Below are 25,971 nucleotides of genomic sequence, written 5' to 3'. Positions count from 1 at the left end.
GACCCAAGCCGCATCCATCGCATTCAAAGCCAAACACATCATGACCGAACCGACTCAGCCGGCCGCAGTTCCCGAACCCGAAGAAAACCAGATCCTCGCCGAGCGTCGCGACAAACTCCGGGCGCTGCGCGAGCAGGGAATCGCGTTTCCGAACGATTTCCGGCCGACGCACCAAGCCGCCGCGCTGCAATCCGATTACGCCGGTAAAGACAAGGACGCGCTCGAAGCCGAGCCGCTGCAAGTCGCGGTCGCGGGCCGGATGATGCTGAAGCGTGTGATGGGCAAGGCAAGCTTTGCGACGGTGCAAGACGGCAGCGGCCAGATCCAGTTCTTCATCACGCCCGCAGACGTCGGTCAGGAAGTCTACGACGCGTTCAAAAAGTGGGACCTGGGCGATATCGTCGCGACGAAGGGTGTCTTGTTCCGCACAAACAAGGGCGAATTGTCGGTGCGGTGCACGGAACTGCGCCTGCTGACCAAGGCGCTGCGCCCTCTTCCCGATAAATTCCACGGCCTCGCTGATCAGGAAATGCGCTATCGCCAGCGTTATGTGGACCTGATCGTCACGCCGGAAACGCGTCAGACGTTCATTGCGCGCACGAAGGCGTTCGCGTCGATCCGCAGTTTCATGGCGAAGGCGGATTTCATGGAAGTGGAAACGCCGATGCTGCATCCGATTCCCGGCGGCGCCACCGCGAAGCCTTTTGTCACGCATCACAACGCGCTCGACATGCAGATGTTCCTGCGTATCGCGCCGGAACTGTATTTGAAGCGGCTGGTGGTCGGCGGCTTCGAACGCGTGTTCGAAATCAACCGCAATTTCCGCAACGAAGGGGTGTCCCCGCGACACAACCCCGAGTTCACGATGATGGAGTTCTACGCCGCGTACACGGATTACACGTGGATGATGGACTTCACCGAGGCGTTGATCCGTCAGGCGGCCGTCGATGCGCGTGGCAACGCGAACATCGTGTATCAAGGGCGTGAACTGGATTTGTCGAAGCCGTTCCATCGGTTGACGATTTGCGAAGCGATCCAGAAATACGCGCCGCAATACACGAACGAACAACTCGCCGATATCGCGTTCCTGCGCACCGAGTTGAAGAAGTTCGGCATCGATGCATCGCAGCCGCAGTTTTTGAACGCGGGCGTCGGTTCGTTGCAACTCGCGTTGTTCGAGGAAACGGCTGAATCGCAATTGTGGGAGCCGACATTTATTGTTGACTATCCGCTGGAAGTCTCGCCGTTGGCGCGGGCATCGGATACGGCTCCGGGCATCACAGAACGCTTCGAGTTGTTCATTGTGGGCCGCGAAATCGCGAACGGTTTCTCGGAGCTGAACGATCCGGAAGATCAGGCAGCGCGGTTCCAAAAGCAAGTCGACCAGAAAGATGCCGGCGACGAGGAAGCCATGTTCTACGACGCGGACTACATTCGCGCGCTGGAGCACGGCATGCCGCCAACGGGCGGGTGCGGGATTGGGATCGACCGGCTGGTCATGTTGCTGACCGACAGCCCGAGCATCCGCGACGTGATCCTGTTCCCGCATTTGCGTCGCGAAGACTGAGCGCCCGCGGTGACGGCGAGTTTGTAAAAAAGGCGCGAAAGCGCCTTTTTTCCGTTCTGATGGTGGCCCGAGTTTGTAACTTTCGGTAAAAGCCGCCGACCGGGTTTTCCGATTGACGCGCGACTGATCTGGAAAACCCTTATAAAACAGAGCGACCCGGCACATGTTCAATCCGGTGCGTTTCTTGCATCTGATGGATGCCTGAAAACGTTACAAATTGAAAAACCTTACGCTTCAGATTGTTCGACACTGCTCTTGTCGGGAACGTGATCGGAAACGTGCGAAACACGTAAGAAACGTCAGACCCAATATCGTCACACTCTGCCTTGAGACGGAGGTCCAAAAATGGATAACAGCAATAACAACATGACCACATCGAATTCACCGAACCCGGGTGCGCCGCGCAATCGCAGAATTCATCCGCTGGTGGCAACCGCCGCCGGCGCGGTGATCGTTGCAAGTCTTGCTGCCACAGCAGCAGTCACCGGACTGTTCCCGAAAGCGTCTAGCACCTCGCCGATCAACGATCAGACCCAAGCCGCGCAAGTCGCAACTCAACCGACAACGCAGCCCGCAGAGCCCACTGCTGCTCAACAACAACAAGCACAGCAGGCGCAACAGGAAGAGCTTGCTCAGCAGCAAGCCCAGCAGCGCGCGGCGGCCCAAGCGGCCCAGCAGCAACAGCAACAGCCCGCGCCTCAGGTGGCGCAGCAGCCCGTTCCTGTCCAGCAGCAGCCCAACTACGCGCAACAGCAACCTGCCCAACCCGCCTATTGCTCAAGCTGCGGAGTCGTAGAAGCGATCTCGGCTGTCCGGCATGAAGGCCAGGGAACCGGCATCGGTGCGGTGGGTGGCGCGGTGGCGGGTGGTCTTATCGGTAATCAGTTTGGACGTGGGGGCGGTCGTACCGGCATGACGATCCTTGGCGCCCTGGGTGGTGGCCTGGGCGGCAATGCGGTCGAAAAACACCTGCGCAGCACCACCGATTATTCGGTGCGCGTGCATCTGGAAAGCGGCAAGACGCGTTACTTCACGTATCACCAGGCGCCACCGTTTAACCAGGGTCAGCGCGTGCGTATCGAAAACGGTACGCTGGTTGCGGGCTGAACTATCACTCGCTTTCGAGAGGCCCGCGCACGAAAGCAAAACGGCGATTCCTGATGGAATCGCCGTTTTGCTTTGTCTGCATTGATTTGCTCGACGCCTGCGCCAGATTTAATAATCCGCGTCTTCAATCCACGCCGCCTGGATCGCTTCGAGAATCTTCTCGTTGGAGCGCTCAGGGTCGTCGTCGAACCCCGGCAGCTCGGTCACCCAGCGATGCAAATCCGTAAATCGCACGAATTGCGGATCGACGTTCTGATGCGCGTCGGTCAGTGCCATCGCGATATCCTGCGTGTCTGTCCACTTCATGGCGAGCGCTCCTGTCTCGTGGTCGCTGATTTAAGTTCAGTGATTCTCTTTGGCGTGATTGATGGTGTAGCGCGGGAGCTCGACAACCAGATCCTCGTCTGCGGGCACCATCGCCTGACATGATAACCGCGACGTCGGCTCAAGTCCCCAGGCCTTATCGAGCAAATCGTCCTCGTCTTCTTCCGATGGCACAAGCGCGTTGAAACCCTCGCGGATGATCACGTGACACGTCGTGCACGCGCACGATTTTTCGCACGCATGTTCAATCTCGATACCGTTGTCCAACAGGTTGTCGCAAATGCTCTTCGACGTATCCGCGTCGATCACCGCGCCATCAGGACACAATTCCACATGGGGTAACACTACGATCTGAGGCATGAATTTCTTTCCGTTCTTTGTGCGTGAGAGGCTCGGTGATTTATCAGACTTCGTCGAGCCTTCGGCCGGCCAGTGCGCGGCGAATGCTTTTGTTCATACGGCGGGCAGCGAATTCATCGGTGGCGGCGGCAAGCTCCTTCGTCGCCGTTTCGATGGCATCGACGCTGTCGCCGCCCGTGACCGCCGCGAGCTTGACGATCAGCGCTTCAATGTTGGCACGCTCCGCTTCGTCCAGCAATTCACCGTCAACCGCGAGCGCGGCCTGCGATGCTTCCACCAGGCGTTGCGCGTCGACCTGCGCCTCGCGCAACGCGCGGGCGCGCATGTCGACTTCGGCTGTCGTGAAGCTTTCTTCCAGCATGCGCGCGACGTCGTCATCGGCAAGACCGTAGGAGGGCTTCACCACCACCGACGCCTCTACTCCCGACAACTGCTCACGCGCGAACACGGACAACAACCCGTCCGCGTCCACCTGATACGTCACGCGAATGCGTGCAGCACCGGCGGCCATGGCGGGAATGCCCCTTAATTCGAAACGCGCGAGCGAACGGCAGTCCGAGACCAGCTCGCGCTCGCCTTGCACGACGTGGATAGCCATCGCCGTCTGGCCGTCTTTGAAGGTGGTGAAATCCTGCGCGCGGGCAACCGGAATGGTCGAGTTGCGCGGGATGATCTTCTCGGTCAATCCGCCCATGGTCTCAACGCCGAGCGACAGCGGAATGACGTCGAGCAGCAGCCAGTCATCGCCTTCACCGCGGCGATTTCCCGCCAGCAAATCTGCCTGGATCGCAGCACCAAGCGCCACGACCTGATCCGGGTCGAGATTGGTCAACGGCGGCTGGCCGAAGTACGTTTGCACCGCGCGGCGGATCACCGGCATGCGCGTGGCGCCGCCGACGAGCACCACGCCCTTGATTTCGGCCGGTGCCACCTTGGCGTCGCGCAAGGCCTTGCGCGTGGGGGCCAAGGTGCGGGCGACCAGCGCTTCAGTCAGCGTGCCGAAGTCGCTTTCGGTAATCGTGAAGTCGAGTTGCTGATCATCGGACAACGTGGCCTGAACTGTAGCCTCAGGCGCATCGGACAGCGCCTCCTTAGCCGTTCGCACACGGTCCAGCAACATACGCACGTCTTCCGGCGTAGCAGGCGTTACTTTGGATTTCACCAGGACGTGCCGATACAGCGCCGCATCGAAATCGTCGCCGCCGAGCGCTGAATCGCCGCCCGCTGCGAGCACTTCGAACACGCCTTTGGTGAGCTTCAGAATCGATAGATCGAAAGTCCCGCCGCCCAGGTCATACACGGCGTACAACCCTTCCGATGCGTTGTCCAGCCCGTACGCAATCGCCGCAGCGGTCGGTTCATTCAACAGGCGCAGTACGTTCAAACCGGCGAGTTTCGCAGCGTCTTTCGTGGCTTGCCGTTGGGCTTCATCGAAGTACGCAGGTACCGTGATCACCGCGCCGACCAACTCGTCGGCAAGCGTGTCTTCCGCGCGATATCGCAGCGTAGCCAAGATTTCCGCCGATACTTCCACCGGGCTTTTCACGCCATCCACAGTGCGAATCTGCACCATGCCCGGTGCGTCGACGAAATCGTACGGCGCGTTTTCCGCCCCTTCCACTTCGCTTTTGCCACGGCCCATGAAGCGCTTCACCGACACAATCGTGTTTCGCGGATCGAGCGCCGCTTCTTCCTTCGCGACGCGGCCGATACGCCGGCCGCCCTTCTCCAGATACCGGACCACCGACGGCAACAGGTAGTGGCCGTCTTCGTCGGGCAGCACTTCGGCCACACTGTTGCGCACGGCGGCAACCAGCGAATTGGTCGTACCGAGATCGATGCCCACAGCTACCCGCCGCTGATGCGGCGCCGGAGCCATGCCGGGTTCTGAAATTTGCAGTAAAGCCATCGTTGCTCTATTGGGGGTTGGTGACGCCCGTAGGTGTCGTCTGGTTTTATATACGGCGTCAGGCTCAATCGAGCTTCTCGATCTGCATGCCGATCTCGCTCGCCACGCGTTCAATGAACATCAACTGGCGGACGGCTTCGCTCGCTGCCTGGTCCGAGTGACTGTCGACTAGCGCCGCCAGTTTCTCGAAGCGGATGCGCTCCTGATCGCGCAGTTCCTGAAGCAGGGCTTCGAGCGCGCCAAGATTCCTGGCGTCCGCTGCGTCCTCTATGTTTTCGCGCCATTCCATCTGCTGCATCAGGAAGGCCGGTTCCATCGCGGTGTTGTTCTCCGCGTCGGCATGCACGCCGCGCAGCGACAACATATAAGTTGCCCGCTTCAGCGGATCGCGCAGCGTCTGATACGCCTCGTTCGCCCGTGTGGCCCACTGCATCGCGACACGTTTTTGCGCGTCGCCTGCGGCCGCAAAACGATCGGGATGAACCTGTGCCTGTACCGTGCGATACGCGTCATCGAGCTTTTTTGCATCGATGGCGTAGGTCGGCGGGAGGTCGAACAGTTCGAAGTGACTGTCGTTGAGCGTTGCCATGATGAAAGAATGAAGAGAAACAAGAAACGTTGAAAAACGCCGGCACTAAAGAAAAAGGCGGCACGCGCCGCCTCTTTGCTGTTCTTGCGCCGCGCTATACGCGAAACGATTCGCCGCAACCACACTCGTCTTTCACGTTCGGGTTATTAAACTTGAACCCTTCGTTCAGCCCTTCGCGCGCGAAATCCAGCTCGGTGCCGTCGATATAAGCAAGGCTTTTCGGATCGACAATGATCTTCACGCCCGACGACTCGAACACCTTGTCTTCCGGCGCGAGTTCGTCCACATACTCGAGCTTGTAAGCGAGGCCCGAGCAGCCGGTCGTGCGCACGCCGACGCGCAGGCCAACGCCTTTGCCGCGTTTAACCAGATACTTCTGCACGTGCTGTGCTGCCTTGTCCGTCAACGTGATTGCCATAGTCTCTCATCAGCAGCCGCTCGTCCGGAGTCAATCGCTTCTCCGGCCGCCACGCTGCAGCCTTGCTTTGAATCGAAAACCAGAGCGCCGGATACATAGCCTGCCAAAACGCCCTTCCCGAACCTGATTGCTAATTACCGCTTAAGCCGCGTGTTGCTTGGCCTCAGCCGGTGCAGCTTCGGCCGTGCTCGCGCCATGACGTTGCTTGTAGTCGGCAACGGCGGCCTTGATTGCGTCTTCAGCCAGGATCGAACAGTGAATCTTCACCGGCGGCAGCGCCAGTTCTTCAGCGATGTGCGTGTTCTTGATCGTCAGCGCCTGATCCAGCGTCTTGCCCTTCACCCACTCGGTCACGAGCGAGCTGGAGGCAATAGCCGAACCGCAGCCGTACGTCTTGAACTTCGCATCTTCGATCACGCCGTCCGCGCCCACGCGGATCTGCAGCTTCATCACGTCGCCGCATGCCGGCGCGCCGACCATGCCGGTACCGACGGTATCGTCGTCCTTGCCGAACGAGCCAACATTGCGCGGGTTTTCGTAGTGGTCCAGAACCTTGTCGCTATAAGCCATGATCAACTCCTTGAATTCGTATGCGTGTGCGTTCTAACATGAGCGCAAATGAGCCGCCGTCAAAGCGGCCAGCCAGGCGCTTAGTGCGCAGCCCACTGGATCGACGAAATGTCGATACCGTCCTTATGCATTTCCCAAAGCGGCGACAGATCGCGCAATTTCTGAATCTTGCTCTTGAGCAAGTTAATCACGTAATCGACGTCCTGCTCAGTCGTGAAGCGGCCGACCGTAAAACGGATCGAGCTGTGCGCGAGTTCGTCGTTTCGGCCAAGCGCACGCAGCACGTAAGAAGGTTCCAGCGAAGCCGACGTGCAAGCCGACCCCGACGACACCGCCACGTCCTTGACCGCCATGATCAGCGATTCGCCTTCCACAAAGTTGAAGCTGATGTTGAGGTTGTGCGGCACACGGAGTTCCATGTCGCCGTTCACATAAACCTCTTCCATATCCTGCAAGCCCTTCAGCAAGCGGTCACGCAACATGCGCACGCGCTCGTTTTCAACGGCCATTTCTTCACGCGCGATCCGGAAAGCTTCGCCCATGCCGACGATCTGATGCGTGGCCAGCGTGCCCGAACGCATGCCGCGCTCGTGACCGCCGCCGTGCATTTGCGCTTCGATACGAATCCGCGGCTTGCGACGCACGAACAGCGCACCGATACCCTTCGGGCCGTACGTCTTGTGCGCCGAAAACGACATCAGGTCGACCTTCTGCTTTTGCAGATCGATCTCGATCTTGCCTGTGGCTTGCGCCGCATCGACGTGGAATATGATGCCCTTCGCACGCGTGATCTCGCCGATTGCAGCTACGTCCTGGATCACGCCAATCTCGTTGTTCACGCTCATCACGGAAACGAGGATGGTGTCCGGCCGGATGGCTGCCTGAAGCTTGTCCAGGTCGACCAAGCCGTCGTCCTTCACATCCAGGTACGTGACTTCGAAACCTTCGCGTTCGAGTTCACGGCAGGTATCGAGCACGGCCTTGTGCTCGGTTTTCACCGTGATGATGTGCTTGCCCTTGCTCTTGTAGAAATGCGCCGCGCCCTTGATGGCGAGGTTGTCCGATTCGGTGGCGCCCGACGTCCAGATGATTTCGCGCGGGTCGCAATTGACCAGCTTCGCGACATTCTCGCGCGCTTCCTCGACCGCCCGCTCCGCATCCCAGCCATATTGATGGCTACGCGATGCCGGATTACCGAATTGCTCGCGCAGATACGGAATCATCTTGTCCACCACGCGCGGATCGACCGGGGTCGTTGCGCTGTAGTCCATGTAAATGGGCAGGTGGGGAATGTCGTTGTTCATCAGTTGCTCCGGGGATTTAACTCAATTGGCTCGTTCAAGGCGAGACGGCCGCGTCATTGAATAAACGCGGCAGCCGTCAGCCGGCCAGGTTGAAAACGGAATTCGGTCCTTTCGGCGCCACGCGCACTGGCTCCACGCCCGCCGATTCGGCACGCCGGTCGCGCAATACCGCTGGCGATCCTTCGCGTGCACGCTGCTGGTCGACGAGATCTTTCAGCGAGACCGAGTCGAGATATTCGACCATCTTCTGATTGAGCGTGGACCAGAGTTCGTGGGTCATGCAGTGACCGTCGTGCTGCTTGGTGCCTTCGCAGGCGCCTTTGCCACCACATTGCGTAGCGTCGATAGGCTCGTCCACCGCAATAATGATGTCCGCGACCGTCACGTTCTCAACACGGCGCGCAAGATTGTAGCCACCGCCCGGACCGCGCACCGATTCGACAATCTCGTGCCGGCGCAACTTGCCGAACAACTGCTCGAGATAGGACAGCGAGATATGCTGGCGCTGGCTGATTCCTGCCAGCGTCACCGGGCCCTGCTCCTGGCGCAAAGCCAGGTCGATCATCGCCGTGACGGCGAAACGGCCTTTCGTGGTGAGTCTCATAATTTGTAAGATACCGGGGGCTACGGCTAATACTGGATGATTTTGGTCAAGTATAAATAGCCTACGGATTTAGTCAAGTATCTGCGGGCATTTTCTTAGGAATTTGCTGAGATTATTGCGCCGAATGAAGCGCGTTTCCGGTAACCGCGCATCAGGCCACCAGTTGCGTGCGAAGCACTCTCAGCAAGCCTTCGCAAGCATCTTCACACTGGTCGAGCACGCGTTCAAAGCCTTCGTCGCCCCCAAAATATGGGTCGACCACCACGCGGCTGTCGTCACGGGTCGCGAACTCCATCAGCAACCGGATCTTGTCGCGATACTCCGGCGGACACGCTTTAGTCAGCGCGGCGGCGTTGGCATCGTCCATCGCGATAAGCAGATCGAACCTTGCGAAATCTTCGCGGCTGACCTGCCGGCCGCGCAACGGCGACAAATCGTATCCACGTTTCCTGGCCACACGCTGAGCGCGTTCGTCGGGCGGCTGGCCAATATGCCAATCGCCGGTACCGGCGGAATCCACCACGATCTTCTCAGATAGCCTGGCCTGGCCCACCCGATGCAACATCACCGCTTCGGCGCTAGGCGAACGACAGATATTGCCCAGGCACACGAAACAGACGGCGATAGTGTTCATCAGATTCCAGACAGCCTTTGGCTAGAGCGCGACTTGAGTGCTTGAGTGCGAACTTGCTTGCGAATTTGAGTCCGCTTCGCAGCTCGGCTGCGCCGACTTGACCAGACGACTCCGCGCGAGCAGTGCGGAATTATACAAAGGACGCCGATTGTGCGCCGGAGCCACGCCCGCCGCCCTGCCGCGTGCCCTTCGCTTAGAACGTCTGCGAAACAACCGTAGTCGACGTCCCATTAGCCGGACGATACCCATTACCAGCGTTATCGGGCTCGACAAGTCCCAGCGAAATCGCACGCGCGAATTCTGCGCTGACACTGGCGGCGCTTTGCGGATGGAGTGCTGCGCTCCCGGCGATCGGGTGGATCGCGTGGCAGTAGCCGGCGAGTGCGAGCGGCACGAGCATTGCAACGGGCCAGTAGGTCGATATTGTCTTTTTCATTTTCAAACCCCTTTCTCAGGTCCTGTGGGCTGACGGGCCCACTTCCGGACAGTTCAAATTTTAAGGGTTTGTCCTTATCTCATAAAGGTGCCGCTGAACAAAGCATTGTTGCAGTCCTGTCAACAACGTACGCCACGTCAGCGTTGTGTTAGCTGGCCGATCAGCTGTTTCTGCGAAGCGGTTTCCGCTGAGCAATTCCTGCCGCTTTCACTGTGTAACCGCGGAGATAAAACTTTACAAACTTCTTGCGACATACGCTCCGCGAAACTGTCAGATACGGTAATTAGTTCAAGGAATGCTTTCCCGCACATGATGAAACTCACACTTACAAGCCTGATCCTCGCTTCGTCCGCCTTGGTGGCCGGCTGCGCCGTCTATCCGGACGGCACGCCCGCTTACGCGACCGGCGGCGGTTACTCCGCCTATCCGGCCCCAGGCTACCCCGGAGGTTACGAAGCCGGCCCTCCCCCAGGTTACGAAGCCGGCCCTCCGCCAGGCTACGCAGCTCCCCCTCCGGGCTATGAAGCGGGTTATGGCTATGGCGGACCGGTTGTTCAGTCGGGCGTGATCATCGGTGGAGGCGGTGGATATTACGTCGGCGGCCCAGGGCCTCGCTATTCGAATGACAACCAGGGTTATCACCGCCCGCCGCCTCCGGGCGGCTGGGGCGATCGTGGAGGAAACCACGGCAACCAGGGAGGCAATGGAGGCGGAGATCGGGGCGGTCATGGCGGGCAGCAAGCGGGCGGCCCTCAAGGCGGCAGGCCGCCGCAGCCACAGGCGGGAAATCCTGGCAGGCCGGCACCCGCGCCTCAGGCGCAGCAGTCACGGGGGTCTGTGCCATATGTCGGCAAATCGCTCTGGGGCAAGGAACCGGCGCAACAACCCGAACACAACCACTAAGGCCTCTGCCCGCCTCGCTTGCAGGCAAAACCGCCCGAACTCCTTCCAGGTTTCGGGCGGTTTTTATTGTCCGCAGAAAATCTAGCCTGCGGCGGCGATCATTCCGCTGAGTCTTTCGCACTTTTCACAATACGAGATACAATCACCATTCCGCTGTTTGACGTATCAACTGATTTTCTCCATGAGCGATACGAACCCGGAATCCCGAACGTCCATACAGGTGATCGAGCGCATGATGCGCCTGCTCGACGCGCTCGCCGCGCACACCGACCCCGTCAGCCTGAAAGAACTCTCGCACAGCACGTCGCTGCATCCGTCCACCGCGCATCGCATCCTGAACGACATGGTGACGTGCCGTCTGGTCGATCGATCGGACCCCGGCACGTATCGGCTTGGCATGCGCCTGCTCGAGCTCGGCAATCTGGTCAAGGCGCGGCTTTCGGTGCGCGAAGCGGCCATGCCCCCCATGCGCGAACTGCATCGACAAACGGGCCAGACGGTCAATCTCTCCGTGCGCCAGGGCGATGAGATTGTCTATATAGAGCGGGCTTATTCTGAACGCTCGGGTATGCAGGTCGTGCGAGCAATTGGCGGCCGCGCGCCGCTGCATTTGACGTCGGTGGGAAAACTCTTTCTCGCCGCCGACGAATCCGCCCGGGTGCGCGCGTACGCCACGCGAACCGGCCTCTCCGGCCACACGCAGAACAGCATTACGGATATCGGCAAGCTCGAACGCGAATTGTCATTTGTGCGAAGCCAGGCATGCGCCCGCGATAACGAGGAACTCGAACTGGGGGTTCGCTGCATTGCCGCCGGGATCTACGACGACACGGGGCGGCTCGTCGCCGGCCTGTCGCTTTCGGCGCCCGCGGACCGGCTGCAAGACTCATGGCTGAATCAACTGAGCGGCACCGCGCTGGAGATTTCGCGCTCGCTCGGCTATCGCCCGGAAGCTAGCGCGGATTCGCAGCAGCGCTGACATTTTCCGTGTGAATACGCGGGATTGGCAGCATTCGTAAGCGATAAAAATGAGCGATAAAAAAACCGGCCTTATCGTTCATTCGATAAGGCCGGTTTTTTAACATTGAGTCTCAAACGATTCAGGTACCGCCGCCACCTGCGTCGGCGCTGGTGATGTGCGGCTCCTCGCCACCCGTCTCCGTCTCAAGGAAACCGCGCAAACGGCCAGCATCGGCGAAACGCGAATACTTGCCTGACGAATCCAGCAACACCATCACGACCGGACGGCCATGAATGGTCGTCTGCATCACCATGCATTCGCCTGCTTCGTTAATGAAACCGGTCTTCTGCAAGCCGATGTCCCAGCTCGGATTCCGGATCAGCGCATTCGTGCTGTTGTAGGCAATATTGCGCTTGCCGGTAAAGACATCGTAGCTGCGATCGGTGGAGAACTTGCGAATCAACGGGTACTGATACGCCGCGTTCACCATCTTCACGAGATCGCGGGCGCTCGATACATTCAGGCTCGTCAACCCGGTCGAATTTTCGAAGTGCGTATCGGTCATGCCGAGCATCTTCGCTTTGGCGTTCATTGCAGCGATAAAACCAGGACGCCCATTCGGGTAATAACGCGACAACGCCGCGGCCGCGCGATTTTCCGACGCCATCAGCGCGATATGCAGCATGTCTTCGCGGTTGAGCTCAGAGCCGACGGAAAGACGCGAACCCGTGAATTTCTCGTAGTCGCGATCTTCGTCGGTCACCGAGATTTCTTCGGTCAGCGGCGCCTTGGAGTCGAGCACGACCATGGCGGTCATCAGCTTCGTGATTGAAGCGATGGGCACCACGGCGCGGGAGTTTTTATCGAAGAGCGTTTCCGCTGTGTTCTGGTCCACCACGTACGCAACGCTTGAGCGCAGCGCAAGGCTGTCTGGCGTTTCGTGCAGCCCGAACGCCTGGCCAACGGTCGGTGGACGCGGCTGGAACGCCACTGAACGCACGGCAGCACGACGGCCGCGCGCATCCATTCGGTAACTGACGCGATGCCGGCGCGTGGCGCGCGGCACATCGTCTTCTTGCACCGCAGCGACTTGAGCATTCTTTGCGGCGCGTGCAGCCACCTTCGACGACTTGACGGTTTTAGCTTGCGGCGCAGCAACTGCGCCTTTGGCTAGTTTCTTGGTGGATTTCGAGGTTGTGGTCTTGGCAAAAGCGTCGACTGGTGCGGCCGCGAAAGACGTCGCGAGCGCCACCGACACGGCAACCGACAGCGCAGTGCGGACTGCAACGCCGTGGATCACCCTGAGCGACGAAAACATTTCGGTTTTCATTAGTGTTCTGTTCTGGACCGGCGGGAGAGTGTCGCCAGTGTAGTAAAGCTTCGAAAAATTAGCAATATTAAGCACTTATCCGCACTACTTAAACCGGTTTGTAAGACGCGATTTATTCAAGCGAACAAATTCTGAGTACCGATCGTAAAAAATCATCGCCGACGGTGCAATCGTTTTCACCGCCACACGCCATTGCCGGCCCTACCTATCAGCGTCTTATCGGCAATAGTTTGTAAGACTTGAGGAAGATTTTTGATCCCTGCCCTCAAGGCAAAAATTTCACTAATGGAATGGACAGCGACAGGAAACAAAGCTTTTCGGCAGGACATGCCGATTCTTAACCGGCATTTCGACTGGCATCGAAAGTTTTTGTTCAACAAACTTTGACGATGAAGGCCGACCTCAAATGTTAACGTCGGGTTAACACATTTGGTTTACTGCGTTTCAAACCGTTTCAAATGAAATTTATCGACGGCAGTGTATCGGTTGCGCACGAATCGCGCCGGGCACCGAACGCGACGGCAGCAAGCTGAATGGTCTGGAGATGAATATCCACTGTGACATTGATATCGCGTCCGTAACCACCGGCCATTGTTATTGCCACGGGTAAATCGCGTCCGGCCGCGGCGCTGAAAACGAGGGAGTCTCGCCTGGCGAGGCCCTCGACGCTCAGCGCGAGCCGTCCCAGGCGATCGTCGATGTGCGGATCGGCACCTGCCAGATAGATGAGCATGACGGGTTCAAAGCGTTCGAACATCGTCGATAAAGCCCCCGAAAGCGCTTCCGTATAGGCGTCGTCGCCGCGGCCGTCGGGCAGCGCGACGTCGAGATCGCCGGTTTCCTTGCTGAACGGGTAGTTCGATTCGCCGTGCAGCGACAGCGTGAAAACGCTGGGATCGTCCTGGAAGATGGCCGCGGTGCCGTTGCCCTGATGCACGTCGAGATCAATGATTGCCACAGGCGGCTTTTGCTCACCGCGCTGCAGCGCCTCAGCCTGCAGCGCCCGTGCGGCGACGGCTGCGTCGTTGAATACGCAGAATCCCGCGCCGTGCGACGCATGGGAATGATGCGTGCCACCCGCCAGGTTCACAGCGAAACCACCGTGACGGGCGGCATGACACGCTGCGATCGTCGCCCCCACGGAGCGCCGCGAACGCTCCACCATCTCAGGCGACCACGGGAAGCCAATCTCGCGTTGCTCGCGAGCATCCAGCGCCCCGGTCGCCACCCGCTCGATGTAGTCGGCCGCATGAACGCGCGCCAGTTCGGAATCTGTCGCGACCGGCGCTTCGCCCAACTCGACATCGGGCAGTTCAGCCTGCACGCGCTCACGCAAAAGGTAATATTTTTGCATGGGAAACCGATGGCCATTCGGCAGCGGCAACACGAACCGATCGCTATAAAACGCTTTCATTCGAAATGAAATTTCACTTTTTTGGAACTGAGATCCTAGCACCGACAGCGTTTGCGCCTTCCGCCCCATGCTGGTGCGCCGCATCTCGAAATGTAGTTCCACTACAAAGAAGCGTCTTCATAAGCCATTGTTTAATAAGCATTCGTACGATGTTGCATTGCACAAAAAGATGCTTGACATCTTTAGGAATATGCCTAGAATAGGTTCCATGTTGCGACGCACCAACAGCTAATCGCCTCATACGGTTGCCGGATTTCCGGTTGCCGCCCAAACCCACGACCCGCGCTGATGATGGGTCGAATCTTTCAGGAGCGTGACATGACCCTTTTGACCCCCGAACAAATCGCCGCTGCAAACAAAGCTCAATTCGACACCCTCTTCGGCCTGACGAACAAGGCTTTTGAAGGTCTGGAAAAGCTGCTTGAACTGAACCTGCAAGTTGTAAAGTCGACGCTGGCTGAAAGCCAGGAAAACGCGCAACGCGTGTTGTCGGTGAAGGACGCGCAAGAACTGCTCGCACTGCAAGCCAGCTTGGCTCAGCCGGTCGCGGAAAAGGCGCTGTCGTATGGCCGTCACCTGTATGAAATCGCATCGTCGACGCAAGCTGAATTTGCCCGTGTCGCTGAAGAACAGTACGAAGACCAGAACCGCAAGGTGCAAACGCTCGTCGAAAACGTCGCGAAGAACGCACCGGCAGGTTCGGAAACGGCTGTCGCCGTGATGAAGTCGGCCATCACTGCCGCCAACACCACGTACGAAACGATCCACAAGGCAAGCAAGCAAGCTGTTGAGATCGCGGAAAGCAACTTCAACGCAGCCGCTACGGCCGCCACGAAGGCTGCATCGCAAGCTACGGCTCAAGCTTCGCGCGCCGCCAAGAAGACTGTCTAAGCGCGGTTTTAAGCGATTCGATTCGCACGCAGTGGCACCGGAAATGTAGGTGTAGCTGCGAGACGCTCAGGCTGCATGGAAACCGTTCCAACGAAAGTTGGGACGGTTTTTTTTCGTGCTCGCGCATCCACGGGGGCCAAAGTCAGGTGCATGCACCTGCAAAAAACAAAGCGGCGCGTTCCGAAGAGAACGCGCCGCTCTTTTACCTAGCCAAAAGCACCCTACTTCTTGCGCTGCGGCGGCAGGTCCGTACACACGCCTTCATACAACTCGGCGGCCATGCCGATCGACTCGCCGAGCGTCGGGTGCGGATGGATCGTCTTGCCAATGTCCTCCGCGTCCGCGCCCATTTCGATTGCCAGACACACTTCGCTGATCAGGTCACCTGCATTCAATCCCACGATGCCGCCGCCGATGATCCGGTGCGTTTCTTCGTCGAAGATGAGCTTGGTGAAACCTTCGTCGCGACCGTTTGCAATCGCCCGGCCCGATGCAGCCCACGGGAACGTGGCCTTGCCGTACTTGATGCCTTCGGCCTTGCACTGGTCTTCGGTCTTGCCGGCCCACGCCACTTCGGGGTCGGTATAGGCGACGGACGGAATCTGCAATGCGTCGAAGTAGGACTTTTCGCCATGCGCAGCTTCCGCCGCGACGTGGCCTTCGTGCACGGCCTTGTGCGCGAGCATCGGCTGACCGACCAGATCGCCGATAGCAAAAATATGCTCGACGTTCGTGCGCAACTGTTTATCGACGTTGATGAAACCGCGATCGGTCACCGCCACGCCGGCCTTGTCCGCGCCGATCTTGCCACCATTCGGGCTGCGGCCGACAGCCACGAGCACGAGGTCATAACGTTGTGCTTCAGCGGGCGCTTTTTCACCTTCGAAGCTCACGTAGATGCCGTCGTCCTTGGCTTCCGCCTTGGTCGTTTTCGTCTTGAGCATGACGTTCGCGAAGCGCTTGGCGTTGAATTTCTCCCACACCTTCACGAGGTCGCGATCCGCGCCGGCCATGAGGATATCGAGCATTTCGACCACATCGATTTGCGCGCCCAGCGACGCATACACCGTCGCCATTTCCAGCCCGATAATGCCGCCGCCGATCACGAGCATGCGCTTCGGGATCTGACGCAGTTCGAGCGCGCCGGTTGAATCGACCACGCGCGGATCTTCCGGCATGAACGGCAGCTTCACGGCTTGCGAACCCGCCGCGATGATCGAGTTCTTGAACTTCACGACCTTCTTGCCGCCCTCGCCAACGATCTCCATGTGATTCGGGCCGACGAACGTGCCGACACCCGTGACCACCTGGACCTTGCGCGCCTTCGCCATGCCGGCCAGTCCGCCGGTCAGCTTCTTGACGACGCCCGACTTGAAGTCGCGGAGTTTGTCGAGATCGATCGTCGGTTCACCGAAGGAAATGCCGTGGTGCGCGAGTTCCTTCGCGGCGTCGGTGATTGCAGCCGCGTGAAGCAAGGCTTTCGACGGAATGCAGCCGACGTTCAGGCACACGCCGCCAAGCGTTTCATAGCGCTCGACGATAACCGTTTTCATGCCCAGGTCGGCTGCGCGGAACGCGGCCGAATAACCGCCGGGGCCGGCGCCGAGCACGAGCATGTCGCATTCTATATCGGCGGAACCGGCAAACGACGCAGCCTTCGGTGCGGGTACGGCGGTGGCCTTTTCGGCCGGTTGCGGCGCCGCGGTCTTTGGCTTTTCCTCGACCTGACTGACACCGCCGCCCTGGGCTTCGAGCGTGAGAATCACTGAGCCTTCGGAGACGTTATCGCCGATCTTGACCTTGACTTCCTTGACCGTGCCCGCTGCGGGCGATGGCACGTCCATAGTGGCTTTATCGGATTCGAGCGTGACGAGCGATTGTTCTTTCTCGACCGTGTCTCCAGCCTTCACATGAATTTCGATAACCGGAATGTCGGTGAAATCGCCGATGTCCGGCACCTTCACGTCTTGCGATCCGCCACCTGCGGATTTGGGCGCGGCGGCTTCCTTCGGCGCGGGCGCATCGGCCTTTGCAGCAGCGGGCTTTTCAGCGGGCGCGGCAGGCTTTTCGCTACCGGCGTCGGCTGTTTCCACCAATGCGATCACGGTGCCTTGCGAGACTTTATCGCCGGCTTTGATCTTGACTTCCTTGACTGTGCCGACGACGTCGCTGGGGACTTCGATGGAGGCCTTATCGGATTCGAGGGTGAGGACGCCTTGTTCTTTTTCGATGGCGTCGCCGGCTTTGATATTCACTTCGACGACATCGACGTCTTTGAAATCGCCGATATCGGGTACTTTAAGTTCGGTGAGACTCATGTTGTCCCCTAAGAAGGAAGCGGGCAGAAACCAGGAAACAAGAACGCAACGCGTAGCCCTTGGTTCTGCCGTCGGCAGACTTGCCTTTCTTTGCTTATCTTTCTTTGGCAATTCAAAGAAAGTAAGTGCCGCCCCGCACAGGGGCGACTAGCAAGATGCAGTGCAATGCAAGTTCAATGAGATAACTGGCGAACCACAAAAGAACGGCCCGCCAAGCAAAAACCTCAAAGACTCACGCGACGGAAATCCGCCAGCACAGCAGAAAGGTAGGCATTGAACCGCGCGGCCTCGGCGCCGTCGATAACCCGATGATCGTAAGACAGCGACAAGGGCAGAATCAGGCGCGGCACAAACGCCTTGCCGTCCCACACCGGCTTCATCGCGCCCCGCGACAGCCCCAAAATTGCCACTTCAGGCGCATTGATGATCGGCGTGAAATGCGTTCCGCCGATGCCACCAAGCGACGAAATCGAGAAACATCCGCCTTGCATCTGGTCCGGCTTGAGCTTGCCTTCGCGCGCCGCCTTCGACAGATCGGCCATCTCCTTGGCGACATCGACGAGGCCCTTCTTGTCCGCGTCGCGAATCACCGGAACCATCAAACCGTTCGGGGTATCGGCGGCAAAACCGACGTTGTAATACTGCTTGAAGACGAGGTTGTCACCGTCGAGGCTCGCGTTGAACGTCGGGAATTTCTTCAACGCGGCAACCACCGCCTTGATCACGAACGCGAGCATGGTGAACTTCACGCCGGCCTTTTCGTTTTCCTTGTTCAGCGTCACGCGCAGCGCTTCGAGGTCGGTGATATCGGCTTCGTCGTTGTTCGTGACGTGCGGAATCATGACCCAGTTGCGATGCAGGTTCGCACCCGAAATCTTCTTGATGCGCGACAGCGGCTTCGGATCGACCGGACCGAACTTCGTGAAATCGACCTTTGGCCACGGCAGCAAATTCAACTCGCCGCCACCGGCCGGCGCTGCGGCGGCTTGCGCCGGCGCTTTACCCTGTCCGCTCATCACACCCTTCACGAACGCGGTCACGTCAGCTTGCGTGATGCGGTTCTTGGGGCCCGTGCCCTTGACAGTCGCGACATCTACGCCCAACTCGCGTGCAAATTTGCGCACGGACGGCGATGCATGGCTCGACGTACGCGTGCCGTCGCCGGCGGGCATCGCCGGCGCTAGCGCAAGCGCGGACGGCGCTTCTTTCTGAGCCGGCGCAGATTTAGGCGCAGTATCCGGAGCCGCTTCCTGCTTCGGAGCTGCAGCAGGCGCGGCTGCCGGGGCCGCTCCTTCACCACCTTCCAGCACGAGAATCAACGTGCCTTCCGACACGTTGTCGCCGACCTTGACCTTGAGTTCCTTGACCGTGCCCGCTGCGGGCGACGGCACGTCCATGGTGGCTTTGTCGGATTCGAGCGTAACGAGCGACTGCTCCTTCTCCACCTTGTCGCCGACCTTCACATTCACTTCGATGACCGGAATGTCCTTGAAGTCGCCAATATCCGGCACCTTCACTTCAACCGATCCACCGCCCGACGATGCAGCGGGCGCAGCCGCCGCAGAAGCCTTCCCCTGAGCCGGTGCTTCAGCAGCCTTCTCAGCGGCCTTCGGTGCTGCAGCCGCGCCGGAATCAGCCGCTTCCAGCACGACGATCAACGCACCTTCCGAGACGTTGTCGCCGACCTTGACCTTCACTTCCTTCACGACGCCGGCTGCCGAACTTGGCACGTCCATGGTCGCTTTATCGGATTCGAGCGTGACGAGCGATTGCTCCTTCTCGACGGTGTCCCCAACTTTCACCAGCACTTCGATCACCGGAATGTCCGTGTAATCGCCGATATCCGGTACTTTGACTTCGATCGCTTGACTCATTGTTTATTGTCTCCTGGGTCGTGACGCAAAAATCGCCCTGCTGCAAGGCTAAACACGGGGCTAAAGCCAAGGGCAAGGCGACTTCACGCAACAACACTCGGGGCCGATGCGTTAAACCGTCATCGGGTTGGGTTTGGCGGGGTCGAGCGCGTACTTCTTGATCGCGTCGGCGACGAGCTTGCGGTCGATCGTGCCTTCGTCGGCCAATGCATTGAGCGCCGCGACGGTGACCCAGTAGCGATCGACTTCGAAGAAATGACGCAGTCTTTCGCGCGTGTCCGAACGGCCGTAACCGTCGGTGCCGAGCACAACAAACTTGTTCGGCACATACCCGCGAATCTGGTCCACCAGCGCACGCACATAATCCGTCGATGCCACCACCGGACCCTTTGCGTCCTTCAGCAGCTTCGTCACGTGCGAGACCTGGCGTTCTTCGGTCGGATGCAGCAGGTTCCAGCGTTCCACTTGCGCGCCTTCGCGTGCCAGTTCCGTGAAGCTCGGAACGCTCCAGAGATCAGCGGCGACGTTCCAGTCGTTCTTCAACAAATCAGCAGCGGCGATCACTTCGTTGAAGATGGTGCCCGCGCCCATCAGTTGAACGCGCGGCGTTTTTGCGTCGGCATCCGATTTGCGGAACGAATACATGCCCTTGATGATGTCGGAAGCTACGCCATCGCCCTGCGGAATCGCCGGGTGTTCGTAGTTCTCGTTCATCACCGTGACGTAGTAGTACACGTCTTCCTGATCCGCCACCATGCGACGCAAACCGTCCTGCATGATCACCGCGAGTTCGTAACCGAAGGTCGGGTCATAGCTCACGCAGTTCGGCACCGACGCCGCCCACATCAACGAATGGCCGTCTTCGTGCTGCAGGCCTTCGCCGTTGAGCGTCGTCCGTCCAGCCGTGCCGCCCAGCAGGAAGCCGCGCGAACGCATGTCGCCCGCGGCCCACGCCAGGTCGCCGATGCGCTGGAAGCCGAACATGGAATAGAAGATATAGAACGGGATCATGATCTCGCCGTGCGTCGAATACGACGTCGCGGCCGCGATCCAGTCACACATCCCGCCGGCTTCGTTAATCCCTTCCTGCAGGATCTGGCCGGTTTCCGATTCGCGATAGAACATCAGCTGGTCGGAATCTTCCGGCACGTACTTCTGGCCGTCCTGATTCCAGATACCGATCTGGCGGAACAAACCTTCCATACCGAAGGTACGTGATTCATCCGGCACGATCGGCACGATGCGTTTGCCGAGCGCCTTGTCTTTCAGCAGGATGTTCAGGATCCGCACGAACGCCATGGTCGTGGATATCTCGCGGCCCGGACCCGTGCCCTTCAACACCGGCTCGAATGCCGACAGATCCGGCACCGGCAACGATTCGGCTTTCTGACGGCGCGCCGGCAGATAACCACCGAGTTCCTGGCGGCGTGCGCGCATGTACTCGAGTTCCTTCGAGCCTTCTTCGAACGTCAGGTACGGCACGTCGGCGATCTTGTCGTCGGGAATCGGCAGCTTGAACTGATCGCGGAATTTCATCAGCTGATCGGTGTGCAACTTCTTCTGCTGATGGGTGATGTTCATTGCCTGACCGGCTTCGCCCATGCCATAACCCTTGATGGTCTTGGCGAGGATGACGGTCGGCTGACTTTTCGTCTTCGATGCTTCCGTGTACGCCGCGTAGATCTTGTGCGGATCATGGCCGCCGCGATTCAGGTTCCAGATGTCTTCGTCGGACCATTCCGCCACCATCGCCCGGAGTTCCGGCGTGTTGAAGAAATGCTCGCGCACATAGGCGCCCGACTCAGACTTGTAGGTCTGGTATTCGCCGTCGACCACTTCCATCATCCGGCGCATCAGCGCACCGGTTTTATCGCGGGCGAAGAGCGAGTCCCAGCGGCTGCCCCACACCACCTTGATCACATTCCAGCCGGCGCCGCGGAATTCGCTTTCCAGTTCCTGGATGATCTTGCCGTTGCCGCGCACCGGGCCGTCGAGACGCTGCAGGTTGCAGTTGATCACGAAGACGAGGTTGTCGAGCCGTTCGCGGCCGGCCATGCCGATCGCGCCAAGCGATTCCGGCTCGTCCGTTTCGCCGTCGCCGAGGAATGCCCAGACCTTGCGGCTGCCTGCCTTGATGATGCCGCGCGCGTCCAGGTACTTCATGAAACGCGCCTGGTAGATCGCCATGATCGGGCCGAGGCCCATGGACACGGTCGGGAACTGCCAGAAGTCCGGCATCAGCCACGGATGCGGATACGACGAAATGCCTTGGCCACCCACTTCCTGGCGGAAGTTATCGAGCTGGCTCTCTTTTAGCCGGCCCAGCAAGAACGCGCGCGAGTACACACCCGGCGACGAATGGCCCTGCACGAACACGAGATCGCCGCCATGTTCGGGGGACGGCGCGTGCCAGAAATGGTTGAAACCGACGTCATACAGCGTGGCCGCCGACGCGAACGAAGCAATGTGTCCGCCCACGTTCGTATCCTTGCCGGCGCGCAGCACCATGGCGATGGCGTTCCAGCGCGTGTACGAGCGGATCTTGTGTTCGATGTCCTGGTCGCCGGGAATCTTCGCCTGAGCGGCGACCGGAATGGTGTTGATGTACGGGGTGTTAGCGGAGAACGGCAGATGCTCGCCGTGCACGCGCGCAAATTCGATCTGCTTTTCGATCAGGAAATGCGCGCGACCCGGGCCTACTGCCGATATCACGCCGTCGAGGGCTTCTAGCCATTCGCCCGTTTCCTGGGGATCTTCGTCGTCCTTGGCGTTGGCGACATATTTCATCACTTCATCGGGTACAGCTGACATGCTCGTCTCCTGATTTGAGGAACGCTCTGTGAACAGACGACGCGAGCCTCCATGAAGCTATCCGCAAGACACAATTGCGGAAAACAATGAGGGACAAGCGCGCGTGCGGCAATTCTAAAGAGGCTCAGAACGGTAGTGCAAGCAATTTTTCGAATCATGAGACTCAATCTCATAATGCGGAAAAATGCTGCAACGCACCGTGGGACAAGGACTTTTTGTTAGACGCGTTGGTGTCCTTGCGATCAATTGCGTACCTTTTCCAGTCCTTTTACGCCATTTAACGTTGTGTCGCTGCGTTACAATTGCGCGCATGTTGACCGAACGGCTTTTCGCACGCTCGGCGCGGTCGCGGGGCAAACCCAACGACTCGGCGCCGACCCGCTGGCACCACGGACCGTGGTGGTCGAACTCGTATTTGCTGACTCCGCTCATCTCGATCCTGGTTTTCCTCGTCGTGATGAGCCTGATTTTGTGGAGTCTCAACCGGCGCGAACAGCAACAACAGGAAGACACGCTCTACCGTAACGTGGCTTGGGCTCAGCAGCAAATAAGGCTTTCCATGACTGGCGCGCAGGAGCAGATCCAGGCGTTGGCGCGTGACATCGCAACCGGCCATGGAGACCCACAGTCGTTCCAGAGTTCCACCGGCGACATCATGCAGGGGCATCCCGAGATCCTCTACATGAACTGGTACACGGCGCAACACAAGCCGCGCTGGCCCAATACCCCGCTTCCCATACTCGGTTCAAGGCTCGCCAAGCCCACCGACGCCCAGATGGACGACGCCGTCCAGTCCGCGTTCGACGAAGCCCGCACCAGCCGCCGCCAGGTCTACTCCCCTCTTCTATACGACGATCTGGGCAACGGCTACATCACGCTGCAGACGCCGGTGTATCGCGACCGCGATTTTCTTGGGTCCATTGCCGCGGTGTTTTCCATCGAGGGGATTCTCAAGCACGACATCCCCAGCGAACTCTCCGCGAAGTACAAGATTTCGATCACCGACCTGAACAATCGCGAGCTCGCGACCACGTCCAGCCGGCCGCGCCTGCCGCGCGACATGTTCTACGACCTGCCGCTCGATCCGCCCGGGCAGGGGGTATCGGTACGCGTTTATTCGTATCCGCAACTCACGAATTTCACCAACAACACACTGGTCTGGCTGGTCGCCGGCTTGTCCTGTTTCGTGTTGTGGAGCTTGTGGAGCCTCTGGAAACACACGCGGCAACGCTTTGAAGCGCAACAAGCGCTCTACGCCGAGGCGTTCTTCCGCCGCGCGATGGAAAATTCGGTGCTGATCGGTATGCGCGTGCTCGACATGCACGGCCGGATCACGCACGTGAATCCCGCGTTTTGCCGGATGACGGGCTGGGACGAAAGCGATCTGGTGTCCAAAGTGGCGCCCTTTCCGTACTGGCCGAAAGACGCGTATCCGGAAATGCAGCGGCAACTGGACATGACCCTGCGCGGCAAGGCGCCCTCGTCCGGCTTCGAATTGCGCGTGCGACGTAAAGACGGATCGTTCTTCCACGCGCGGCTTTATGTGTCGCCGCTGATCGATAGTTCGGGCCGGCAGACCGGCTGGATGTCGTCCATGACCGACATTACCGAGCCACGCCGCGCTCGCGAAGATCTCGCCGCCGCGCATGAACGCTTCACGACCGTGCTGGAAAGCCTCGATGCGGCCGTGTCCGTTCTCGCCGCCGACGAAGCCGAACTGCTCTTTGCGAATCGCTATTACCGGCATCTGTTCGGCATTCGCCCGGACGGTCATCTCGAACTGGCGGGTGCAGGTTTCGATACAGCGCAAGCGTCGTCTGACTCCATCGATATGGTCGATACCTACGCCGGCCTGCCCGCCACCGCCCTGACTGAAAGCACCTCGGACGCGCAGGAAGTGTATGTGGAGGGCATCCAGAAGTGGTTCGAAGTGCGTCGCCAGTACATTCAATGGGTGGACGGCCATCTTGCGCAAATGCAAATTGCGACCGATATCACCACGCGCAAGCAGGCGCAGGAACTCGCTGATCAGCAGGAAGAAAAGCTGCAGTTCACCAGCCGTTTGATGACAATGGGAGAAATGGCGTCGTCGCTCGCGCACGAGTTGAACCAGCCTTTGGCCGCGATCAATAATTATTGTTCGGGTTGCGTCGCGCTGGTCAAATCGGGCCGCATGTCGCAGGAGGCGCTGTTGCCCGTACTCGAAAAGACCGCGCAGCAAGCGGTGCGCGCGGGCATGATCATCAAGCGCATCCGGGAATTCGTGAAGCGCAGCGAACCGAAACGCCAGCCTACGCGCGTAGCGGATATTGTCGCGGACGCCGTCGGCCTCGCGGAAATCGAAGCGCGCAAGCGCAAGATTCGCATTCTCACCGAGATCCGCTCGCGCATGCCCGTGATCCATGTGGACCCGGTGCTGATCGAGCAAGTGCTGGTGAACTTGCTGAAGAACGCGGCCGAAGCCATGCACGATGCCAAGCCGAACGCCGTCGATCCTGTGATCCGCGTAGTCGTGCAGCGGGTGGACGGCGGGTTTGTCTGCGTGAGCGTAGTGGACCAAGGGCCCGGTGTGGATGAAGCCACGGCCGAGCGCCTGTTCGAACCCTTCTACAGCACCAAGTCCGACGGTATGGGCATGGGCTTGAACATTTGCCGATCGATCATTGAATCGCATCGTGGACGTCTTTGGGTGGTGAACAATATCGATGCCTCCGGCACGGTGACGGGCGCCACGTTCCATTGCAGTTTGCCAATCGGAGAAGCCGATGGTCCAGGCAGTAGCGGACCGGAAGCTCTCAGCCACCAACCCACACAACAAACTGTTACGGGAGAGCTATGAGCACAGTCACCACTCAGGAAACGGTGTTTGTCGTCGATGACGACGAGGCCGTTCGTGATTCCTTGCGCTGGCTGCTTGAAGCCAATGGCTACCGCGTCTCGTGCTTTGCGAGCGCTGAAGCGTACCTCGATGCCTACCTCCCGATCGCCCATTCAGGCGCGATCTCGTGCCTGATCCTGGACGTACGGATGTCAGGCATGAGCGGCCTCGAATTGCAGGAACGGCTGATCGCGGAAAATTCGCTGCTGCCGATTATTTTCGTGACGGGTCACGGCGACGTGCCGATGGCTGTTTCGACCATGAAGAAGGGCGCGATGGATTTCATCGAAAAGCCGTTCGATGAAGCCGAGCTGCGGAAGCTTGTTGAACGCATGCTGGATAAGGCGCGCACCGAGAGTTCGAGCGTGCAGCAGCAGCGCGCCGCGGCCGAGCGGCTGGGCAAGCTGACGGCGCGGGAGCATCAGGTGCTGGAGCGGATCATTGCCGGGCGTTTGAACAAGCAGATTGCCGATGACCTTGGCATCAGCATCAAGACGGTTGAAGCGCATCGCGCGAACATCATGGAAAAGCTTTCCGTGAATACGGTTGCGGATTTGCTCAGGCTGGCGCTTTCCAACAAGCCGCAAGTGCAGCAAGCTCAATAGGAATTAGCTGTTCTGTCTGGTACGCCGAGGGGCATTCTTTCTCCTCGGCGGAAGCAGTTCTTGCTCGGCCGGCGCTAAACCGCCCGTCCCGGTCAACGACGAAAAAGCGTCAACTAATACAGCTAACCCGCAGCCAACCCGAACCGGCCGTCGCGCCGCTCTCG

At 59.3% G+C, this 25,971-nt stretch carries 22 protein-coding genes and 1 pseudogene; 7 read left to right on the top strand and 16 right to left on the bottom strand.

The genetic code is table 11. The features are described from left to right. Window positions 1-40: 40 nt before the first annotated feature. Both lysS and FH08_RS0140930 read left to right on the top strand, forming a co-directional pair. Window positions 41-1,567, top strand: coding sequence for a lysine--tRNA ligase (lysS, locus tag FH08_RS0140935; RefSeq protein ID WP_031363900.1), 1,527 nt, complete (start codon window positions 41-43; stop codon window positions 1,565-1,567). Between the two features lie 345 nt (window positions 1,568-1,912). After that, window positions 1,913-2,674: a glycine zipper 2TM domain-containing protein gene (locus FH08_RS0140930; RefSeq protein WP_031363899.1), complete on the top strand. Its 762-nt coding sequence runs from the start codon at window positions 1,913-1,915 to the stop codon at window positions 2,672-2,674. A 108-nt stretch (window positions 2,675-2,782) separates the two neighbouring features. On the opposite strand, the gene iscX is transcribed toward FH08_RS0140930, so the two are convergent. The 10 genes from iscX to FH08_RS0140880 all read right to left on the bottom strand — a co-directional run bounded on the left by iscX (window position 2,783) and on the right by FH08_RS0140880 (window position 9,822). Then, window positions 2,783-2,980: a Fe-S cluster assembly protein IscX gene (gene iscX, locus FH08_RS0140925; RefSeq protein ID WP_031363898.1), complete on the bottom strand. Its 198-nt coding sequence runs from the start codon at window positions 2,978-2,980 to the stop codon at window positions 2,783-2,785. Between the two features lie 36 nt (window positions 2,981-3,016). Continuing rightward, the gene (gene fdx / locus FH08_RS0140920; protein WP_031363897.1) at window positions 3,017-3,358 is read right to left on the bottom strand and encodes an ISC system 2Fe-2S type ferredoxin; all 342 of its coding nucleotides are present in this window, start codon (window positions 3,356-3,358) and stop codon (window positions 3,017-3,019) included. Between the two features lie 43 nt (window positions 3,359-3,401). Continuing rightward, complete coding sequence (hscA, locus tag FH08_RS0140915; RefSeq protein WP_031363896.1) at window positions 3,402-5,267, bottom strand: Fe-S protein assembly chaperone HscA; 1,866 nt, start codon at window positions 5,265-5,267, stop codon at window positions 3,402-3,404. A 64-nt stretch (window positions 5,268-5,331) separates the two neighbouring features. Then, window positions 5,332-5,856, bottom strand: coding sequence for a Fe-S protein assembly co-chaperone HscB (gene hscB / locus FH08_RS0140910; protein ID WP_031363895.1), 525 nt, complete (start codon window positions 5,854-5,856; stop codon window positions 5,332-5,334). 94 nt (window positions 5,857-5,950) lie between these two features. Continuing rightward, window positions 5,951-6,274, bottom strand: coding sequence for an iron-sulfur cluster assembly protein IscA (gene iscA / locus FH08_RS0140905; RefSeq protein ID WP_031363894.1), 324 nt, complete (start codon window positions 6,272-6,274; stop codon window positions 5,951-5,953). Between the two features lie 141 nt (window positions 6,275-6,415). Continuing rightward, a complete protein-coding gene (gene iscU / locus FH08_RS0140900; RefSeq protein WP_031363893.1) occupies window positions 6,416-6,844 on the bottom strand; it encodes a Fe-S cluster assembly scaffold IscU in 429 nt (142 codons plus the stop codon). 80 nt (window positions 6,845-6,924) lie between these two features. Continuing rightward, window positions 6,925-8,148, bottom strand: a complete 1,224-nt coding sequence (locus FH08_RS0140895; protein WP_031363892.1) for an IscS subfamily cysteine desulfurase — start codon at window positions 8,146-8,148, stop codon at window positions 6,925-6,927. 76 nt (window positions 8,149-8,224) lie between these two features. Continuing rightward, on the bottom strand, window positions 8,225-8,752 hold the full coding sequence (gene iscR, locus FH08_RS0140890; RefSeq protein WP_031363891.1) for a Fe-S cluster assembly transcriptional regulator IscR: 528 nt from the start codon (window positions 8,750-8,752) through the stop codon (window positions 8,225-8,227). A 151-nt stretch (window positions 8,753-8,903) separates the two neighbouring features. Continuing rightward, the gene (locus FH08_RS0140885; RefSeq protein WP_031363890.1) at window positions 8,904-9,386 is read right to left on the bottom strand and encodes a low molecular weight protein-tyrosine-phosphatase; all 483 of its coding nucleotides are present in this window, start codon (window positions 9,384-9,386) and stop codon (window positions 8,904-8,906) included. Between the two features lie 193 nt (window positions 9,387-9,579). Beyond that, window positions 9,580-9,822: a hypothetical protein gene (locus tag FH08_RS0140880; RefSeq protein WP_075583449.1), complete on the bottom strand. Its 243-nt coding sequence runs from the start codon at window positions 9,820-9,822 to the stop codon at window positions 9,580-9,582. Window positions 9,823-10,131: 309 nt separating this feature from the next. Here FH08_RS0140880 and FH08_RS0140875 point away from each other — a divergent pair, with 309 nt between their 5' ends. Further along, entirely contained in the window at window positions 10,132-10,725 is a 594-nt protein-coding gene (locus tag FH08_RS0140875; RefSeq protein ID WP_051888922.1) for a hypothetical protein, read from the top strand. 181 nt (window positions 10,726-10,906) lie between these two features. Continuing rightward, window positions 10,907-11,704 (top strand): IclR family transcriptional regulator, encoded by a 798-nt coding sequence (locus FH08_RS0140870; RefSeq protein WP_031363887.1) that lies wholly within the window; start codon window positions 10,907-10,909, stop codon window positions 11,702-11,704. A 121-nt stretch (window positions 11,705-11,825) separates the two neighbouring features. On the opposite strand, the gene pbpG is transcribed toward FH08_RS0140870, so the two are convergent. Together pbpG and FH08_RS0140860 are read right to left on the bottom strand one after the other, a co-directional pair. Then, window positions 11,826-13,016: a D-alanyl-D-alanine endopeptidase gene (pbpG, locus tag FH08_RS0140865; protein WP_031363886.1), complete on the bottom strand. Its 1,191-nt coding sequence runs from the start codon at window positions 13,014-13,016 to the stop codon at window positions 11,826-11,828. Window positions 13,017-13,470: 454 nt separating this feature from the next. Continuing rightward, complete coding sequence (locus tag FH08_RS0140860) at window positions 13,471-14,430, bottom strand: histone deacetylase (RefSeq protein WP_031363885.1); 960 nt, start codon at window positions 14,428-14,430, stop codon at window positions 13,471-13,473. Between the two features lie 318 nt (window positions 14,431-14,748). On the opposite strand from FH08_RS0140860, the gene FH08_RS0140855 reads away from it, so the two are divergent. Further along, the gene (locus tag FH08_RS0140855; protein WP_031363884.1) at window positions 14,749-15,321 is read left to right on the top strand and encodes a phasin family protein; all 573 of its coding nucleotides are present in this window, start codon (window positions 14,749-14,751) and stop codon (window positions 15,319-15,321) included. 221 nt (window positions 15,322-15,542) lie between these two features. Here the strand turns inward: FH08_RS0140855 and lpdA are convergent, their stop codons facing one another. The 4 genes and pseudogenes from lpdA to aceE form a co-directional block, all read right to left on the bottom strand. Further along, entirely contained in the window at window positions 15,543-17,285 is a 1,743-nt protein-coding gene (lpdA, locus tag FH08_RS0140850) for a dihydrolipoyl dehydrogenase (RefSeq protein ID WP_031363883.1), read from the bottom strand. Window positions 17,286-17,429: 144 nt separating this feature from the next. Continuing rightward, a pseudogene (locus FH08_RS54240) lies at window positions 17,430-17,639 on the bottom strand (biotin/lipoyl-containing protein); the annotation flags it as partial. A 224-nt stretch (window positions 17,640-17,863) separates the two neighbouring features. Further along, window positions 17,864-19,513 carry a dihydrolipoyllysine-residue acetyltransferase gene (aceF, locus tag FH08_RS0140845; protein ID WP_031363882.1) on the bottom strand — a complete coding sequence of 550 codons (1,650 nt, stop codon included), beginning with the start codon at window positions 19,511-19,513 and terminating at the stop codon, window positions 17,864-17,866. 111 nt (window positions 19,514-19,624) lie between these two features. Beyond that, entirely contained in the window at window positions 19,625-22,324 is a 2,700-nt protein-coding gene (gene aceE, locus FH08_RS0140840; RefSeq protein WP_031363881.1) for a pyruvate dehydrogenase (acetyl-transferring), homodimeric type, read from the bottom strand. A 310-nt stretch (window positions 22,325-22,634) separates the two neighbouring features. On the opposite strand from aceE, the gene fixL reads away from it, so the two are divergent. Further along, window positions 22,635-25,163 (top strand): oxygen sensor histidine kinase FixL, encoded by a 2,529-nt coding sequence (gene fixL / locus FH08_RS0140835; RefSeq protein ID WP_031363880.1) that lies wholly within the window; start codon window positions 22,635-22,637, stop codon window positions 25,161-25,163. Continuing rightward, window positions 25,160-25,807: an oxygen response regulator transcription factor FixJ gene (gene fixJ, locus FH08_RS0140830; protein ID WP_031363879.1), complete on the top strand. Its 648-nt coding sequence runs from the start codon at window positions 25,160-25,162 to the stop codon at window positions 25,805-25,807. Before fixL ends, fixJ begins: the two co-directional genes overlap by 4 nt. Window positions 25,808-25,971 lie beyond the last annotated feature (164 nt).

Source organism: Caballeronia sordidicola (assembly GCF_000729995.1).
Lineage (GTDB): Bacteria > Pseudomonadota > Gammaproteobacteria > Burkholderiales > Burkholderiaceae > Caballeronia > Caballeronia sordidicola_A.
Note: the sequence above shows the minus strand (reverse complement) of the source record. Positions and strands in the feature narration are given on the sequence as shown.

Excerpts from the sequence above, each read along its gene's own strand:
- lysS (WP_031363900.1), top strand. The coding sequence starts at position 41 with ATGACCGAACCGACTCAGCCGGCCGCAGTTCCCGAACCCGAAGAAAAC.
- FH08_RS0140930 (WP_031363899.1), top strand. The coding sequence starts at position 1,913 with ATGGATAACAGCAATAACAACATGACCACATCGAATTCACCGAACCCG.
- iscX (WP_031363898.1), bottom strand. The coding sequence starts at position 2,980 with ATGAAGTGGACAGACACGCAGGATATCGCGATGGCACTGACCGACGCG.
- fdx (WP_031363897.1), bottom strand. The coding sequence starts at position 3,358 with ATGCCTCAGATCGTAGTGTTACCCCATGTGGAATTGTGTCCTGATGGC.
- hscA (WP_031363896.1), bottom strand. The coding sequence starts at position 5,267 with ATGGCTTTACTGCAAATTTCAGAACCCGGCATGGCTCCGGCGCCGCAT.
- hscB (WP_031363895.1), bottom strand. The coding sequence starts at position 5,856 with ATGGCAACGCTCAACGACAGTCACTTCGAACTGTTCGACCTCCCGCCG.
- iscA (WP_031363894.1), bottom strand. The coding sequence starts at position 6,274 with ATGGCAATCACGTTGACGGACAAGGCAGCACAGCACGTGCAGAAGTAT.
- iscU (WP_031363893.1), bottom strand. The coding sequence starts at position 6,844 with ATGGCTTATAGCGACAAGGTTCTGGACCACTACGAAAACCCGCGCAAT.
- FH08_RS0140895 (WP_031363892.1), bottom strand. The coding sequence starts at position 8,148 with ATGAACAACGACATTCCCCACCTGCCCATTTACATGGACTACAGCGCA.
- iscR (WP_031363891.1), bottom strand. The coding sequence starts at position 8,752 with ATGAGACTCACCACGAAAGGCCGTTTCGCCGTCACGGCGATGATCGAC.
- FH08_RS0140885 (WP_031363890.1), bottom strand. The coding sequence starts at position 9,386 with ATGAACACTATCGCCGTCTGTTTCGTGTGCCTGGGCAATATCTGTCGT.
- FH08_RS0140880 (WP_075583449.1), bottom strand. The coding sequence starts at position 9,822 with ATGAAAAAGACAATATCGACCTACTGGCCCGTTGCAATGCTCGTGCCG.
- FH08_RS0140875 (WP_051888922.1), top strand. The coding sequence starts at position 10,132 with ATGATGAAACTCACACTTACAAGCCTGATCCTCGCTTCGTCCGCCTTG.
- FH08_RS0140870 (WP_031363887.1), top strand. The coding sequence starts at position 10,907 with ATGAGCGATACGAACCCGGAATCCCGAACGTCCATACAGGTGATCGAG.
- pbpG (WP_031363886.1), bottom strand. The coding sequence starts at position 13,016 with ATGAAAACCGAAATGTTTTCGTCGCTCAGGGTGATCCACGGCGTTGCA.
- FH08_RS0140860 (WP_031363885.1), bottom strand. The coding sequence starts at position 14,430 with ATGAAAGCGTTTTATAGCGATCGGTTCGTGTTGCCGCTGCCGAATGGC.
- FH08_RS0140855 (WP_031363884.1), top strand. The coding sequence starts at position 14,749 with ATGACCCTTTTGACCCCCGAACAAATCGCCGCTGCAAACAAAGCTCAA.
- aceF (WP_031363882.1), bottom strand. The coding sequence starts at position 19,513 with ATGAGTCAAGCGATCGAAGTCAAAGTACCGGATATCGGCGATTACACG.
- aceE (WP_031363881.1), bottom strand. The coding sequence starts at position 22,324 with ATGTCAGCTGTACCCGATGAAGTGATGAAATATGTCGCCAACGCCAAG.
- fixL (WP_031363880.1), top strand. The coding sequence starts at position 22,635 with ATGTTGACCGAACGGCTTTTCGCACGCTCGGCGCGGTCGCGGGGCAAA.
- fixJ (WP_031363879.1), top strand. The coding sequence starts at position 25,160 with ATGAGCACAGTCACCACTCAGGAAACGGTGTTTGTCGTCGATGACGAC.